This window comes from Arcticibacterium sp. SM2516, assembly GCF_057914865.1.
On the sequence record NZ_CP195290.1, the window covers coordinates 4,770,476 to 4,785,446 of the forward strand.

Here is a 14,971-nt window from a genome sequence, read left to right on the forward strand (position 1 = left end):
ATGAAAAGAATTATACAAATACTGCCACTGCTGTTTTTAGGGCTTATTTCTAGTCTTGAAGTTAATGCACAAGCAGAACGGTTTGAAAGTGCTGTAGTGTACAACAACAGTTCTGGCCTGCCTTTCGATTCTCAAATTTATATCAGTATATCAGCTAAGGATGCGGATGTGACCAAGAGGGGACAGATTTATGTCTTTGATGGAGAACCTACTACGGCACAAATAGAAGAAAAGATATACAATGGGCCAGATAGAGGACATTTCTTTACGACGTATAGAAATACTTCTCCTATTGCTTTTGATTTAAATTTTGGAGTCTTAAATCCCCTTTTTTCAAGAGATAAGATTTTTGACAAAGTAAGCGTGTCGTATGGTGAACTTGGTAATGAAACAAGGCCTCTAGTTGTTGCAAGAACGGTAAGATATATCACTATCCCAGATTTTCTGTGGCTAGGAACGAGATTTACAAACATACCCATTTCAGAGGGTTTTACATTCAATTTTGACAGACGGCATGTTGTGATGAATAGTCAATACGACCATACTAAATTGTTGATTTATAGACTTTATACTGGTAGTACCCATGTCAAAACGGTCATTCTACCCATTGGAGTTATAGGGAACAATTATGAAAAAATTGGAGAGGGTAATGGACCGGTAGATATTATTACCATCTTAAGAGCACCTCCAGGTGATAAGAGTTCGATTTCTTTAACACAAGGAAAAAGTTATTCAAAAGAATTCAATTGGTCTTCCTCAAAAGTAAATAGCAAGACCGTGGAGGAGTCGGCTACGGCAAGCGTTGGGCTGGAACTGGGGCCTATTTCGGCAGGTGGAGAAGTTACGTCCACAAGCTCAAAAGAATATACCAAAGCCAAATCCCAAGGTGGAGCAAATTCCATTAGATATGATCTAGAGACTACGTATACCAATACGTCTAAAAGTGATAAGATTGTTGCCAGACAGCCTTATGTCGACTTTATTCTACAAACGTGGGTAATTGCCACTACGAGTCCTAGCAATGATCGTGTTGATTTTCAGTCCAATACAGATGTTATCTTATATCCCACAAAATACAATTGGACTAGAGAATATACCGAACAACAGCTTCAAGGAGATGATGGTGAAATTATCAAATTAAGACAAAGAGGTAAACAAGAAGAAGCTGATTTTTGGGAAGAAGCGATGCGTTTCAATGCCAGAATAAAAAACGCTGCCTTTAGGAATGAGGAGGTTTATAACTCGTTGAATTTTGATAAAAGGTTTGCCACTACCCAATCTCGTGCCTCATCTTTTAGTCAGGAGGTATCTTTCAATTCTACGACCTCGTTGGAAATAAAAGGGTCTGTTGGGATTAAAGCAGGGCCAATTAGTGCTGGAGGGTCTTACTCAAAGAAAAACACCATTAGCGTCACTACGTCGGCTGCCAACGGGAACACCAATGTGGATGAAGATGCCACTGCTGTATCTTATCATATTGACGATAATGATGGAGATAGAATTGAGTATAAGGTACATACAGATCCGGTTTTTGGTACACCAATATTTGAATTATTACCGGTAAGTGAAACGAGCTGCCCGTATGAAGGAGGTGTAAAAGTAGACGACCCCGGTATTGTGGTCATAGATCCTGTTACCGGCAAGAAAGCCAAAAAGGCAAAGATTTCTGATTTAGGACCGGAAGAAACGGCTTCTTTTGAAATAGTGCTTAAGAACAATAGCAAGTTTGAAAGAACCTATGCTATAGCGTATTTACAAAGAAACTATAACAGAGCTAGCCTAAGTTTCGACCCGGCTGATAAGGATTTTCTAATGGCACCTAATGATTCTGTTCTACTCATAATAGACGTTGACAGATCGGGTAAGAAAACAGATGTAGCTTACGAAGACATTCAAGTGATTTTTGGCTCAAAATGTAGTTCCGAATTTGATAACTCCGTGGCGGACACCGTATTAATCTCTGCCTTCTATGGAGATAGTGATGAAAACAGGGCACCTGACAATAATTTGTCTACGAATGCACTTTTGCTTACCACAGACGGAAGTTTGCAGACCACCTATATCAATAAGTTTAGTAAGGAAGCCAAATTTACCAATATCAATGCCAATTCAGCAGAAGAAGAGGTAGCTATAGTACCCGTCAACTGGAATAAAGAAAATGATTCTGGCCCAGAAATAACCAATTCGGTTTGGTTCAAATTTGTGGTGAGTAGCCCCACAACTGAAGTCAGGCTCTGCGATCCAATAAATGATGGTTTTGATTCACAAATTGCGGTTTATAAGGTGGGTGACATTAATGATATGAGCACCTATAACATACTTAATTCTAATGATAGGGGACTCTGCCGCACAGGAAATAAAACAAATGAATCTGCTGGGGTGCAAATGGAAAACCTCACTTTAGGAGATACACTCTACGTTTTGGTAGATGGTTTTAAAGGTGCTCAAAGTGACTTTGGAATAACCATTGAAAGTTTACCGCCGAAAAACGATGAGAATTGCGAAGCGATTAACTTGGATTTAAACAGCTATATTAGGAATGGAACTATCATAACTGGTTTATCAAATTATAACTCCACTGCAGAAATAAACGAAAGTATGTTAATTCCACAAGCTACCAATCCGGTGTTTGGGTGGAAAGAGGATGAAATTCAGCATTCGGTTTGGTTCAGATTTAGTGCACCTAAAGAGGGGGCAGTTTCCATCGAAGTGTTGAATGCCACTTTTGATACACAGCTCGCTGTTTATGGTTTAAGAACCTATTGTGGAGGTGAAAATTTCGACAAGTTTGAATTATACAAAGCGAACGATGATGTGGGTCTGGATGGCGGATTTGGTAGCAAGTTAATACTAAAAGGATTGCCTTACGAAACCACTCAAAACCGTATTTATTATTATATTCTGGTAGATGGATACCAAGGAGCAATGGGAACTTTCGATTTACAAGTTAAATTGGCGTTGCCAGATAATGATTTGATTGAAAATGCCATTACCTTAGAATTAGATGCCGTTGGGCAAGGGGTCTTTAATAATGGTGGTGCCACGGCATCCGATGAAGAGCAGGTAATAGCTCCACCTGTTTCTGAGCTGAACAAGCCAAATGGTTGGTCAGACAAGCCAGGCGATAACCGAGCCAGGCAAATTGAACGTTCTGTCTGGTTTAAATTTGTAGCACCGAACGAAGGGGCAGTGCAGATCAGTACATGTAATCAAGCGAGCTTTTTTGTTCAATTAGCTCTTTATAAGGTAGGAGACCTAGAAGATTTTAGCACCTATGAGTATCTTGGTGCGGATGACGGTGGTCATCTATGCCGCCTTCCTCCTAGCAGTCAATACCCAAATGGAACAAGTGTTCGTGGAAGCATCTTGGATGTAACGGGTCTTGAAGGAGGAGAAACCTATTATTTGGTAGTGGATGGCTCTCTTAATTCATTTGGGCAATTTTCGATTGATTTAATAACTCAGAAAATCACCGAAATACCGGCCAATGACGAGGCGTGTGATGCGATTGCTCTAAAAACAGACGGTAATGTTCAAAAGGGATTTAACAATTTTGCAGCCACGGTGTCAAGCACAGAAAGGAAAATCCTTCCTGCAGAATGGCTTGATAAAAGTATAGGCGGAACAGTCTGGTTTACATTTGTAGCCTCGGAAAGTGGGGAGGCTGAAATTTCACTTTGCGACTTGGCGAATTTTGATACCCAGATTGCCGTGTTTGAAGTGGAGGATTGTAAGGTTGATACAAACTTTGTGCTTGTTGCAGCCAACGAAGATGGACCTAAAAGTTGTGCTACTAATGGAGACAGCTATCTTCCTTTGAAAAACCTTACCACAGGGAAAAAGTATTATATTGTGGTAGATGGCTACGGAGGGAATAGAGGAAGTTTTGGTATTATAGTTAGAAATAGCATCACTCCTGGCCCTGCCAATGATGATGTGGTCAATGCCATAGAACTGCCCGTAGATGGAGAAGTGAAATCTGGTTATTCAAATTCGTTTGCTACAGTAAGAGATAAGGAACAAGATATTAGACCCGTTCCTGCCAATAATCAGGACTGTACCACCGGCTGGTGTGATAAACAAGTGGACAATTCTGTCTGGTTTAAGTTTATAGCCCCTGCAGACGGTAAAGTCAATATCAGTACCTGTGATTTAGCTGATTTTGATACACAACTGGCACTGTATACCGCAACGAGCGTTTCAGACTTTAGTACATTTAGTCTAAAAGCAGCCAATGATGCAGGACCTGAAGATTGCTCTACTTTTTTTGACAGTTATTTACCGGTTACAGGCTTAACAGCCGGTGAGACTTACTATATCATGGTGGACGGGTTTGATGGTGATAACGGAGCATTTTCTATTTCATTAACGGGTGTAGCCGACGTCAAAGCACCTACAGCACCTACCTCTCCTACAGCAGGAACTATTACTGAGACTACTGCGGAAGTTTCTTGGACCGCTGCTAGTGATAATGTAGGCGTTGCAGAATATGAGGTATTTGTTGATGGTGAATCAAAAGGAAAAACATCAGAAACTAGTTTCACTATTACCGGATTGGCGGGTTCTAAAACTTATGCCGTAACCATTGTAGCCTTAGATGCTGCAGGGAATAAGTCAAGTGCGTCTACGAGTGTGAGTGTAACCACAAAAACCGCCTCGGATGCTCAAGCTCCTTCATCTCCAACAGGCCTAACAGCCACAGAGATAAGAACCACAGGTATAGATATCTCATGGGCCGCAGCTACAGATAATGTAGGCGTGAAAGAGTATAAAGTTTACGTAGATGGAAGTTTAACAGCCACCGTCACGGGTACCACTTTCTCTCTTTCTGGACTAACGGCAGGTACAGCCTATTCTATTTATGTAACAGCCACAGATGCCGCTGGAAATACATCAACGGCCTCTACAGCCCTAAAGGTTACCACATCTACAGGAGCGGTAGTGGATGTTCAAGCCCCAAGTGCCCCATCAAATGTAGTAGCCAATGAGGTGACGGACACGGGTGTTTTATTGTCTTGGACGGCATCTACAGATAATGTGGGAATTACCCAATATGACATATATGTTGATGGAACATTAGTTGGTAGTTCTTCAGAAACGAGTTTTATAGTGAGCAACCTTACCAAATTAACGGCATATAGCATTCAAGTTGTGGCCAAAGATGCGGCAGGAAATGCCTCTGAGAAATCGACAGCATTAAAAGTAACTACGGTGGAAGAAGGCACACTTTCGGTGATAGAGTTCGATGCTAAAGACGCTTATCATATCTATCCAAACCCATTCAGTACTAGGGTCAACTTAAGGTTTCCTGGTGCCGTTTTAAAGGAAGAAAGTGTGGAGATTGTAGATTTAACAGGCAGAGTGGTTCTTAGACCAAATGTAACGATTGTGACCAATGGACTTGCCAAAATGAATTTAGAAAATCTTCCTGCGGGTTTACATTTCTTAATGATAAAAGCAGAAACAGGGGTAGTGTATAAGCGACTTATAAAACGATAATTTTACTTAATATCATCTAGTTTTTTGGGGAGGTCACTTTTTTTACAAAAGTGGCCTTTTTTTTAAGCTTTATTCTAAAGGTCTTAAAAGCCTAAAAATCATTCAATTGATATCCATTAAAAGAGGGTAATAAGCTGGAAAACCTTAACTTAGGGCGTACATCATAGCTGAAGAAAGAAATAATGAGCCATAGCTAATGGTAAACTCAGAAAATAGATTACTTGAAAAATTGAACAAGGTAATTGACGAAAACTTAACAGATTCCTCTTTTACCATTGATTTACTTTCTCAAAACCTAGGTCTTAGTCGTTCGCAATTGCACAGGCTTGTGAAGGAAAATACTTTTCAATCTACCAGTTTATACGTTCGTCAAAGAAGACTTATTAAGGCTAAATACCTATTAGAAACTACGGATTTACGTATCTCAGAAGTAGCCTATCAAGTGGGGATTGACATTCCACAGAACTTTAGCAAGTATTTCACTAAAGCGTTTTCTATTAATCCTTCAGAATTTAGAAGGGAGTCGTTTTCTCATACATTTGAGAATCAATGTGATAACTCCGTTGCGGTACTTCCTTTTGTAAATATGAGCGAACAAGAGGAAGAATACTTTAGTGACGGTATAACAGAAGAAGTCATAAACGTGCTAGCCAAAGTGCCTCAAATTAAAGTAGCGGGACGCACTTCTTCTTTTAGGTTTAAAGGGAAAACGCCTGATTTGCGACAGCTAGGAAAATTGTTGAACGTCAATTATATCTTAGAGGGTAGTGTAAGGCGATCAAAAGATAAACTTAGGATAACAGCTCAGTTAATAAAGGTAGAAGATGGGTTTCATCTCTGGTCTGAAACTTATGATAGGCAATTGATAGATGTCTTTGATATACAAGACGAAATCTCAGTGGCCATATTAGAACAGATAAAAATAAAACTCTTGGGGGAGCAAAAGGAAAGTATGCTGAAACGCTCAACCAATAACACGGCAGCCTATCAATTATACCTTCAAGGTCGTTTCTTTCATTATAAATTCAATAATAACGACAATTTTTTCAAAGCTATCGATTTTTATAAAGCGGCTATTAAGCTAGAACCAGGCTATGCAAATGCTTACGCTGGGATAGCCCACTGCTATATTCATCTTTGGTTTTTCTCGGAATTACCTCCTGCCGAAAGTATTCTTTTAGCCAAAAATGCTGTTAAAAGGGCTTTGGAATTAGAGCCTCAAAATGCCGATAGTCATAATGCCGATGGCGAAATGAAGTTTTGGTATAACTGGGATTTTGAAGCCGCTAAAACGGCCTTTGAAAAGGCTTATGCATTAAACCCAAATTCACCTGAAATTCACATGCAATATGGCATGTTTTACGGATTTATTGGTCTGCATGATAAATGCGATCAGTTCTTTTCTCAGGCCATTCAGTTAGACCCATTTAATAGCCTCTATTATTCTAATTGGAGTCTAATGAAGTGGATGGAGGGCGACTTACAGGAAAGTCTAAAGTTGGCAGGCAAAACTATTTCTAAAAACACAGACCACTGGACGGGCTACTTTATGAAGGGTTTGGTATTACTAGAGCAACAGAAGTACAAAGAGGCTTTACCTTATGCTTTGAATGCTAGTAAAATGTATCCCAGTGCTAATTCTAAAGGACTTTTAGCCCTCGTTTATGTTTTTTTAAGAGAACAAAAAGATGCACAAAAACTTATTAAAGAAGTAGAGGAAAGAGTCAATTCTGGATTAACATGTAATTACGATTTGGCTCAATTATATGTGGCCACTGGAGAGTTTATGAAAGCTTATAAATGTTTTGAAAAGGCAGAAGAACAGCATGAAGGGCGTATGCTGATGATTCATCAGGCCTTTAGAAGGGCTCGTTATTTTAAGACAAGTCCAGAATTCAAGCGTTTTTTTGACACTATCGAACAATTGCAAGAATCCATCATGTAGGGAAAGTGAGTTACTCCAATGGGATGGAAATGCATACTTTTTTATTGGATTATTAAGAATGGGAATGAAAGAGGAAAATAAGGGTGTCATGCGGCATTTCTATAAATGGGAGCAGGAAAAAGCAAATGAGATTTTCCTTAAACAGCCTTTTAATGGAGTATATATAGATTTTACCTGGGCAGAAGCTGGTCAATCTATCAGAAAATTAGCCGCATATCTTATCTCACTGAATTTACCTCCTCAAAGTAATATTGGTTTATTATCTAAAAACTGTGCAGAATGGATAATTACCGACTTGGCTATCATCATGGCGGGGCATGTTGTCGTTCCCTTTTATCCAAGCTTAAATAGCTCGCAGTTAGTAGAGCTTTTAGAACACAGCCATTGCCAAGTGCTTTTCCTCGGTAAATTGGATGATATATCAAGTATTCAAAAAGAGATTTCCAAGGATATAAAACGCATCTCTTTTCCAAGGTATAATCCAGACCCTTTACATATACAGTGGGCGTCTATCATGTCCAATAATAAGCCGCTACAAGAAGATATTCTAGCAGAAATAAATCAAATTTATACCATCATATATACATCTGGAACCACAGGTAATCCCAAAGGGGTGATGGTTAATCACAGGATGACTTCAGCCGTATTACCCGTTGTGCATGAAAGACTAAAGTGGGATACCCCAAATGCTCGTTTCTTTTCTTATTTGCCTATGGCTCATGCGGGTGAACGCTGTGCAGTGGGCGGAGCCGCTATAGTGGCGGGCGGAGTCATCTATTTTGTTGAGTCACTAGAAACGTTTAAAAGAAATTTGGCCGATGCTAGCCCTACCCACTTCTTAGCTGTACCCCGTATTTGGAGTGCCTTTCAGGCTGGGATATTAGATGCTATTTCTCAAAAGAAGTTAGACCTGTTTTTGAAAATACCGATGATGAACGGTTTCATTAAAAGAAAAATAAAACGAGGTCTGGGATTGCAGGATGCTGTCATAAGTCTTGTTGGAGCGTCAAGTGTTCCAATTAGCTTGGTGGAGTGGTTTAGGAAAATAGACATTGACCTTACGCAAATTTACGGCATGACCGAGAATTTGGGTGTAAGCAGTATCATGCCCGAAGAGCTGACCAAAGATGATACCGTGGGTAAACCTTGGGATGGCGTAGAAATGAAAATTCTGCCCGACACGGGTGAGATAATAAGTCGTTCCCCTTGGAATATGGTAGGCTATTTTAAAGAACCAGAATTGACGATGGATGCTATTGATGTTGATGGCTGGCTTCATACCGGAGATATGGGAGAACTGGATAAAGATGGGTTCCTGAAAATTACGGGTAGGGTAAAGGAAATATTCAAAACCAGCAAAGGTGAATATGTAGTACCAAGCAGGATAGAAAACTTGTTTGCCATAAAGACTTATCTAGAGCATATCTGTGTGATAGGCGAAGGGCTACCTCAGCCTATTGCCCTTGTCACGCTAAATGAAGAAAATCTCAATGAACATGACAAGCAAGATTTACTAAAACACTTAGACATAGTGAATTCTGCATTAAAGCCTTACGAGAGAATAAAGAAAATAGTGGTGTTAGAAGATAAATGGACCGCTGAAAATGATTTCATAACGCCTACCCTAAAACTAAGGCGAAACCATATAGAAAAAACGTATAAATCTAGCTCTCTTTTATGGATTGAAAGGACAGAGGTCCTTATTTGGGCATAAACCATGACACAATAAGCTAAGTTTCTGGCACAATGTAATAAGTGCCTTGGAAAGTCATGTTCTAACTTTAAAGAATACAAAAAAGCTTAGTAAATATCATGAAAAAAATAGTCCATTTAGGTGCACGCCGAAGCGTGAGCCCAAGCTATATCTCAAAGTTAGAAGCTCAAGATAACTATACCGTAATTCATTTTACAGACGGTACCGAGCTTTTATCGTCTACCAACATAGGAACCTTAGAAAAGCGATTAAAACCTTTTCATTTTTTTAGAACCAGCCGTTCCACGCTCATTAATCTCGACTATCTGGACTTCTTCACAGTTCATTATACTTCTAGGAACATACCAAATACTAGGAGAAAAAATGCAGAAGATATTTTTCTTTCTCGCAGGCGGGTGGCTGCTTTTAAGGCCTATCTTAATGCTTAATGTTTTTGCCATAAACTAGTTGAATATTAAATGATTATGAATAAATCCTACTTTCTTTTTTTTCTTTTTAGTTCCCTCCTTATAAACGGACAAATTGCGGTACAAGGCACAGAAGACGGCTCCATTACCATTACTCCTAATGGCGTAGAAGGAAAATCCAATTCAACAATTGGTCAACAATCGGTAGCGGTTGGCTCCAACGCTCTTAAAAATAATACCGCTGATAATAACACTGCCATTGGTGATTCTTCCATGTTTTCCAATACCACGGGTTTTGTAAACACTGCTTTTGGAGTTTTGACACTTAAGAACAATACTACAGCACCAGCAAATACAGCCGTGGGAGCTTACGCTTTGACGACGAATACAACAGGTTCGCACAATACAGGTATAGGGAATTTAGCACTTTACTATAATACCACTGGAATACGAAATACGGCGATAGGGAATTCTGCACTATTTAAAAATGACACCAATAGTTATAGCACAGCCATTGGTAATTGGGCACTTATTAATGCTAATGCAGAAGGCAATACCGCAGTAGGAGTATTTGCCCTTAAAGAGGTCACGTCTGGCGTTTATAATACAGCCATTGGTGTAAATGCTGGGAGAAAAACCACTACAGGTGGTTATAATACTTTTTTGGGTTTCGGAGCTGATGCGAGTTCCGAAATCATTTCAAACGCTACGGCTGTAGGAGAAAATGCGATAGTGGATGCCACCAATAAAGTAAGGATTGGTAATGCCAATATCTCCGTTATCGAAGGCCAAGTGGCTTGGAGTAACCCGTCTGACAGACGTTTAAAGGAAGGTATTCTTTACACCAGTCGCTTAGGTTTAGATTTTATAAATGGTCTGAAAACAGTTTCTTACAACTACATCGCAGATAAAAACAAAGTTCGATACGACGGTTTCATAGCTCAGGATATTGAAAAATTAATAACAGCCTTAGGTGTTCCTTTTAGTGGTTTAAAAAAGTCTGACGACGGGATGCTTTCGCTAGCCTATTCTGATTTTGTGATGCCGCTGGTAAATGCAATTCAAGAACAACAGGAGCAGATTGAAGCTCTCAAAGCTGAACTTCAGGAAACGAATGACTTGAGGACTCAACTTGAAGAACTGAAAGCGAAGTTGATGAATTAGCTGTTCACCTATGAATAAATTTAAACAGATATCACCACAAGCCTCAATTTAAGGGCTCTAAATGATAAAGAATAGGTCTTAAAAAGAAGTTTAACACACTATACTTCGTCCTTACTATACAGCATAACAAAGCGTTTACTGTATTACTATTTAACCTAAAACTGTGCGGTATCAGCACCTTAAAAACGGATATAACTACTATGAAAAAAATAATTATAGTTTTATTGATGATGTTACCTTTCATCGGCTTTGGCCAAAAAAAGGAAAACGGTAAAATCTACATTGAGCACCCTGCTATAAATGTGGTGGAGGCTTTTACGAAAGCCATCGTAAAAGGTGACACAACGGCAATGTCAACAATGATGACCGATGATTTTAGAGCTTTTAGTCCGGTAGGTTCTACCCAGTTTAGCAAAGGGAATGATAAATCTTCTTTTCTGAAAACAACTGCATGGATTCATGAAAATATAGATTATTTCTCAATTGAAACTATGGGGGGATCATATAAAGATGCTTTTGAATATGCCAAAGACCCAAGCGACAATAATGCCGTCACAGTAGAATCTTGGGACATAAGAAAAGGCGTTCATAAAAAAACGGGTGTAAAAATTGATCAATATTTACATAGGTCATTTACGCTAACCAAAGACAATAAAATTAGACGTGTGATGAACTACAATAACCCCGAAATTGGAAGTGAAATTGGCAGAGCATATTCAGAAAGAAAGAATGGAACCATTTACAGCCAACACGAAAACATCAACAAACTGCGATTGATGTTAGCGGCAGCAGAGAACGGGGCTTATGAGAAATATTATAGTTTTTTCGCAGATAACGCCTCTTTTAGAGATATGAATGCAGAAGGCTTTAAATCTATTTCTTTAGCAGAAGATAAGGCTCAAAAAGCGGCTTTTTTAGAAAATTATGACCTTGTGGGTTTTGAGCAAGTGGGTTATCCTGATTATATGCATTATGAAATGGGTGACTCAGGGGTATTGTATTCCTGGTGGAAATTGCACCTGACCAGAAAGTCTGATAAAAAGGCGATTGAATTGCCAATTCACTATCAGCATAATGTCAACAAAGAAGGGAAATTCAGCAATGTCATATCGTATTATAACGGTTCACTATTTAATTAAGACAAAGAATATAGGCCTTTGGTGATTCACCGAAGGTCTTTTATTTAAATAATAATTGGAGTTTAGATAGTAAAGCGTAAACGGGCTAAGCCCAAAGCCGATTAGTAGGCATTTAAACGAAGGAAAGATGGGCGGGGAAAAGTGTTTTAACTCTTAAAAGTAATCACATAGTTTCCATAGACTTTTTAAATGATCTGATAAAGGTCGTTAGTAAAAGCAATGATATTAGGAGTGGGTGTTTTCAACGACGTATATTTTATCAATAATGGAATTTCCTGTGAAGGGTCTCTAATCCTCAGGAGGTTATTCTTCTTCTGCCATCTCGACGGTAACATCATAGCTTTCGCTAATCTGACGTAGGTCGCCTAACCAGTAGTCGGAGCTAATAAGCTCTACGTTAAATTTATTTTCTGATTTGGAGATTTCTGAACGCCAAACGATGGCATCTGCATCTGTAAATTCTTTTTCGCCCGCTAATTCATCACGGAAGAGTCTTTTAATTAATGAGTTATCCGGCATAGCCGGAGCAAGAATTTTCAATAGAATTTCTTTTGAAATTGACTCCGCAGCGTCAAAATTGTTCTTGTGATCAACTATTGTAAATTGAATTTTAACGATTTCTCCAGATGGAAATTTTCCATTATAAGCTTTTCTTAAGAGTTGATTCACAGCGAATAAGCGATGATGAAGTGCGATTTCTGGGTACTCTTCAAAAATCTTATCACCTTGCATATCATTCGCAATCTGATCTATCTGACCTTCGTTCAAATGGTCTGGAAAGGAAAGTGTTAATAATTCAATGGCAGCCTCAGTTGGTTCTAAGTCCGCAATAGCCATTAAAGTCATCTCCTCCAATTCAGATTCTTTTAGACTCTCAGACTCCGAAAATCCTAGCTTATCAAGGATGTTTATGTAATCCGACGAGTGCCATGCGATTGGTAATTCTTTTGAGGATTGATTTTGCAGGTTTTCTATTTTATAAGTCTGTTTCATAATTGCAATTTTTAAATCGAGGTTCAATTGAAAGATACAATTTTCTTATCCGGTTACCTATAAAGCATGTTTTTATGTAAAAAATGGGTATTAAAGCACTACATGTCTTATTTCCTTGGAAAGGACTTACAAGCTGTAAAAGCCAGCAATGGTGGCTGAGTTATCTTTTTATTGTTTTATCCAAAGCTTCTAAGCTAATTCCCATTCTGATTTTGCCAAAATTATCCATGTCAAAACCTTCTGCTGGTTGAATGTTGGTAGCGATGAAATAGACATTGTTGGCGGTTATGGCGTAGCCCACAAACCAGCCAACGTTTAATTCTTTTTGTGTAGCCCAACCTGTTTTTCCATATAGTTTATATTCTGGGCTATCGCTTAAAAGCATGATTTGTTTCATGACATCATAGGTCTTTTCAGAAACGGATAGCTCTTTTTTATAAAGGCGTTTTAGGAAATCAATCTGCTGGAACTGCGATATTTTTGAGTTTCCTTCTAGCCAGAAATTATCAATGCTTGTGCTGTCGAAAAGCATTCCTGGATAACCAATTTTGCTTAATGTGATTTTCATTGTGTCAACACCCGTTTTTCGAGCTATTTCCTGGTAACAAGGGACGCAAGAGCGTTGGTAAGCTTGGCGGAAATTCATGTCTTCCTCCCAAGATTTAAGGAATTTAGGTTCTCCATCCCATTGGAACATGCTGCTGGTATCTTCCACAATCCCATTTTCTAGAGCATTAATAGAGTTGGCTATTTTGAAGGTAGAAGCTGGAATAAAGCCAGTTTCGGCCCATTTGAAATCATTGGAAAGGTAAAGATTTTCATTGGTGTCAAAAATTAGGATGGAGCCTTGAACCTTGGCCGAGTCTAAGAGAGCTTGGATGCTATCATCTTGCTTTTTACTTTCTGCTTCTTCTTCAGTGGAGGCTTTACAAGAGGCTAGAAGAACGATTAAAGGAAAAATGTATTTAAGCATGGCTGATTTTATAAAGCTAGATGAGCATTGGGAATTTGATTTGAAATTACTTCTATTGAGAGATGCTTTCATATGGAAAAGACAACAATCTTAAAAATTCTATCTATTGTTATTTGAATAGTCATAATCAGAAGAATATCTCAGAAGCGACTCTAAAAGTATTTGAATGTGCCTCTATGATGTCTTTTATATGAGGAGAATATCCGCCACCCATACTGATGCAAATTGGGATATTATGGTCTTTGAAAGTTTGTAAAACATAACGGTCCCGTTCTTTGCAACCTGCCATAGAAACAGATAGTCTTCCTAATTTATCAGAATTTAGGATATCTACACCAGATAAATAAAAAACGATCTGCGGTTGCACATTTTCTATAAGCCTTGGGAGTGTTTCTTTTAAAGTTTTTAAGTAAAGCTCATCTTCAGTGCCATCTGGCAGGCCAATATCTAAATCGCTTATTTCTTTTCTGCCAGGGTAGTTTTTAGCACCGTGCATACTGAAAGTGAAAACTCTGGGGTCTGCTTCAAAGATTTTGGCTGTGCCGTTTCCTTGATGTACATCAAGGTCTACCACCAATATTTTATTAAAAATACCCTCTTGAAGAAGGATGTTGGCTGAAATGGCTATATCATTATAAATACAAAATCCTTCACCATGATCGGCAAAGCTATGGTGCGTACCACCAGCAATATTCATCGAGACGCCATGTACCATAGCAAATCGAGCACACATTAAAGTACCATAAGAGATATGGCGGCCTCTCTGTATCAACTTTTCAGACATTGGAAAGCCGATAGCTCGTATTTCCTTTCGTGAAAGTGTTTGGGTATTTAATTTATATAGGTATTCAGAAGTATGAGTTAGTAATATTTCCTCGTCCGAAAGTGCAGGTGGATGAAAGAAATTTTCTTGATTTACTGTACCTTCATGGAGCAATTGCTCGGGAATGAGCTCATACTTTTCCATCGGGAACCGATGTCCTTCTGGTAGTTCATATTTATAAATGGGTGAATAAGCAATCATTAACATAGGCTCACAAAACTATGTATTAGCTTATTATATTTTGAGTGTTTAAGTGAGAAATAATCAAATCGGTTTCAAAGCGTAATTCATTTATAAAAGATAATATGTACGAC

General features: G+C 38.7%; 9 protein-coding genes. 6 read left to right on the top strand and 3 right to left on the bottom strand.

Annotated features, from left to right (window positions below):
* From ACSBFT_RS19645 to ACSBFT_RS19670, 6 genes are all read left to right on the top strand, one after another.
* Positions 1-5,499 carry a fibronectin type III domain-containing protein gene (locus tag ACSBFT_RS19645; protein WP_489602117.1) on the top strand — a complete coding sequence of 1,833 codons (5,499 nt, stop codon included), beginning with the start codon at positions 1-3 and terminating at the stop codon, positions 5,497-5,499.
* Positions 5,500-5,728: 229 nt separating this feature from the next.
* Positions 5,729-7,444, top strand: a complete 1,716-nt coding sequence (locus ACSBFT_RS19650) for a helix-turn-helix domain-containing protein (protein ID WP_489602118.1) — start codon at positions 5,729-5,731, stop codon at positions 7,442-7,444.
* A 64-nt stretch (positions 7,445-7,508) separates the two neighbouring features.
* The gene (locus ACSBFT_RS19655) at positions 7,509-9,158 is read left to right on the top strand and encodes an AMP-binding protein (RefSeq protein WP_489602119.1); all 1,650 of its coding nucleotides are present in this window, start codon (positions 7,509-7,511) and stop codon (positions 9,156-9,158) included.
* Between the two features lie 98 nt (positions 9,159-9,256).
* The gene (locus ACSBFT_RS19660) at positions 9,257-9,586 is read left to right on the top strand and encodes a LytTR family DNA-binding domain-containing protein (protein WP_463048627.1); all 330 of its coding nucleotides are present in this window, start codon (positions 9,257-9,259) and stop codon (positions 9,584-9,586) included.
* A 36-nt stretch (positions 9,587-9,622) separates the two neighbouring features.
* Positions 9,623-10,729, top strand: coding sequence for a tail fiber domain-containing protein (locus ACSBFT_RS19665; protein WP_489602120.1), 1,107 nt, complete (start codon positions 9,623-9,625; stop codon positions 10,727-10,729).
* 200 nt (positions 10,730-10,929) lie between these two features.
* Positions 10,930-11,868 (top strand): nuclear transport factor 2-like protein, encoded by a 939-nt coding sequence (locus ACSBFT_RS19670; protein ID WP_489602121.1) that lies wholly within the window; start codon positions 10,930-10,932, stop codon positions 11,866-11,868.
* A 303-nt stretch (positions 11,869-12,171) separates the two neighbouring features.
* Here the strand turns inward: ACSBFT_RS19670 and ACSBFT_RS19675 are convergent, their stop codons facing one another.
* From ACSBFT_RS19675 to ACSBFT_RS19685, 3 genes are all read right to left on the bottom strand, one after another.
* Positions 12,172-12,861: a hypothetical protein gene (locus tag ACSBFT_RS19675; protein ID WP_489602122.1), complete on the bottom strand. Its 690-nt coding sequence runs from the start codon at positions 12,859-12,861 to the stop codon at positions 12,172-12,174.
* A 160-nt stretch (positions 12,862-13,021) separates the two neighbouring features.
* Positions 13,022-13,834 carry a class D beta-lactamase gene (blaOXA, locus tag ACSBFT_RS19680; RefSeq protein WP_489602123.1) on the bottom strand — a complete coding sequence of 271 codons (813 nt, stop codon included), beginning with the start codon at positions 13,832-13,834 and terminating at the stop codon, positions 13,022-13,024.
* A 127-nt stretch (positions 13,835-13,961) separates the two neighbouring features.
* The gene (locus tag ACSBFT_RS19685) at positions 13,962-14,864 is read right to left on the bottom strand and encodes a histone deacetylase family protein (RefSeq protein WP_489602124.1); all 903 of its coding nucleotides are present in this window, start codon (positions 14,862-14,864) and stop codon (positions 13,962-13,964) included.
* Between the last annotated feature and the right edge of the window lie 107 nt (positions 14,865-14,971).

Bases quoted from the DNA above. Each gene is read 5' to 3' on its own strand.
- ACSBFT_RS19685 (WP_489602124.1), bottom strand. From the start codon at position 14,864: ATGTTAATGATTGCTTATTCACCCATTTATAAATATGAACTACCAGAA.
- blaOXA (WP_489602123.1), bottom strand. From the start codon at position 13,834: ATGCTTAAATACATTTTTCCTTTAATCGTTCTTCTAGCCTCTTGTAAA.
- ACSBFT_RS19660 (WP_463048627.1), top strand. From the start codon at position 9,257: ATGAAAAAAATAGTCCATTTAGGTGCACGCCGAAGCGTGAGCCCAAGC.
- ACSBFT_RS19665 (WP_489602120.1), top strand. From the start codon at position 9,623: ATGAATAAATCCTACTTTCTTTTTTTTCTTTTTAGTTCCCTCCTTATA.
- ACSBFT_RS19675 (WP_489602122.1), bottom strand. From the start codon at position 12,861: ATGAAACAGACTTATAAAATAGAAAACCTGCAAAATCAATCCTCAAAA.
- ACSBFT_RS19670 (WP_489602121.1), top strand. From the start codon at position 10,930: ATGAAAAAAATAATTATAGTTTTATTGATGATGTTACCTTTCATCGGC.
- ACSBFT_RS19645 (WP_489602117.1), top strand. From the start codon at position 1: ATGAAAAGAATTATACAAATACTGCCACTGCTGTTTTTAGGGCTTATT.
- ACSBFT_RS19655 (WP_489602119.1), top strand. From the start codon at position 7,509: ATGAAAGAGGAAAATAAGGGTGTCATGCGGCATTTCTATAAATGGGAG.